The sequence below is a fragment of the Streptomyces sp. W16 genome (genome assembly GCF_033194735.1).
GTDB lineage: Bacteria > Actinomycetota > Actinomycetes > Streptomycetales > Streptomycetaceae > Streptomyces.
The window spans coordinates 1-1727 of the sequence record NZ_JAWOAI010000999.1 but is presented as its reverse complement, the minus strand read 5'-3'; the positions used below and the strand labels follow the sequence as shown (position 1 = coordinate 1727).

The 1727-nt window shown below is 71.1% G+C and carries 2 protein-coding genes and 1 pseudogene; 2 read left to right on the top strand and 1 reads right to left on the bottom strand.

Translation table 11 applies throughout. The annotated features are described in order from the left end of the window. Nucleotides 1-140 (bottom strand): annotated as a pseudogene (locus tag R6V09_RS52400) (transcriptional regulator); the annotation flags it as partial. Between the two features lie 196 nt (nt 141-336). On the opposite strand from R6V09_RS52400, the gene R6V09_RS52395 reads away from it, so the two are divergent. Beyond that, nucleotides 337-1185 (top strand): helix-turn-helix transcriptional regulator, encoded by an 849-nt coding sequence (locus R6V09_RS52395; protein WP_317888443.1) that lies wholly within the window; start codon nt 337-339, stop codon nt 1183-1185. Nucleotides 1186-1344: 159 nt separating this feature from the next. Continuing rightward, nucleotides 1345-1727: alcohol dehydrogenase catalytic domain-containing protein (locus R6V09_RS52390; RefSeq protein ID WP_317888442.1), on the top strand; the 383-nt coding region annotated here is incomplete at its 3' end.

Below are 1727 nucleotides of genomic sequence, written 5' to 3'. Positions count from 1 at the left end.
ACCTCGTCGCGCCGCAGCCCGGGCACCCTGCGCCGGCCGGAGCCGGGCAGTCCCGCGTCGGCGGGACTGACGCGTGCCCTGCGGGAACGGAGGAAGCGACCCAGTCCTTCCACCGGGTCGGGCCGCGTGTCGTTGTCCATACCGTCGAGGCTAGGCGGAAAACTCCCGGAGAGGTTCAGCCGACGGTGGGTGCGTCGCACCCAGGACCGCGGCTCCCCGGGTGGTGACAGGAAGGGCCGGCCGGCGGTGAATCACTGTGTGTGAAGCATGTGGAACCTGGTGCGATTGAGGACGGCCGGGCCTTCTCATCGAACGAAAAACACCTAGTCTTGCCGCATGAGCAATGGGACCCCTTTGGGAGATTTCCTCCGGGCCCGCCGCGAGGCCCTCAAGCCCCAGGACGTCGGACTGCCCGAGTACGGCCGCCGCCGGGTGCCGGGACTGCGCAGGGAGGAAGTCGCACTGCTCGCCGGAGTCAGCTCCGACTACTACATCAGGCTGGAGCAGGGGCGCGAGAACAGCCCCTCCCCGCAGGTGCTGGAGGCCGTGGCACAGGCCCTGAAGCTGGACGCGGAGTCCGCCGACCATCTCAACCGCCTCTGCCTCGCGCCCTCGCAGCGCCCGCACGGCCGAAACGACGCCGAAGTCAGCCCACAACTGCTGCAGTTGATGGACGGCTGGGAGCACACCCCCGCCTTCGTCCTCGGCCCGGCCCTCGACATCCTCGCGGGCAACTCCCTCGCCACCGCACTGCACAGCGGATTCGACGCCTTCGACAACCTCGCCCGCAATGTGTTCGTCGACCCGGCCGGGCGCGAGTTCTACCAGGAGTGGGAGCGGGCCGCGCACTCCTGTGTCGCCGAGCTCAGGGCCGCCTACGGGCACGATCCCGAGTCGGCCCGGATCGCCGAGGTGGTCGCCGAACTGTCCGACGCCGGCGAGGAGTTCACCGCCCTCTGGCAGCTGCACGACGTCAAGTCCAAGTCCCAGGAGGGCAAGCACCTCAAGCACCCGGACGTCGGCGACCTGCACATCGCGTTCGCGGCCTTCACCGTCAACGGCGCCCCGCACCAGCAACTCGTCGTCTACCAGGCCGAACCCGCGAGCCCGACCGCGGCGGCCTTCGAGACGCTGCGGGCGCTGGCCACCGAGCCGAAGAAGGCCCGGGCGAACGCACACCTGTGACCGGGCCGGGACCGGCCCTGCCGCCCGGGAGGTTCGAGGAGTTGGACCTCACCGCGGCGACGGCACCTTCACCCTCGACGGCCCGACCGTCGACCTCCAGGACCGCATGACCAAGTGGCAGTACCTTCTGCAGGCCATCGACGTCAGGAGACCCGGCCCATGCCCCGAGCAGTGAAGTTCTCCCGCTACGGCGGCCCGGAGGTGCTGGAGGTCGTCCAGGTGCCGCGACCGCAGGCGGGGCCCGGGGAGGTGCTGGTCCGGGTGGTCGTCGCCGGGGTCAACCCCGGGGAGGCGGGCATCCGGCAGGGCGTCTTCGCGGACATGTGGCCCGCAGTGTTCCCCGAGGGCCAGGGCAACGACTTCGCCGGCCTGGTCGCCGAACTCGGCCCGGGCGTGGCCGACTTCGCCGTCGGCGACGAGGTCATCGGCTACCTGCCCCGCAGGGCACAGGCCGACTACGTCGTCTCGCCCGCCGCACTCCTCACCCCCAAGCCCGCCGACATCGACTGGGAGGCCGCGGCGCCGCTGTCGGCGGTGGGCGT

What these genes read in the sequence shown, in the direction of transcription:
- R6V09_RS52395 (WP_317888443.1), top strand. Translation starts at nt 337, where the DNA reads ATGAGCAATGGGACCCCTTTGGGAGATTTCCTCCGGGCCCGCCGCGAG.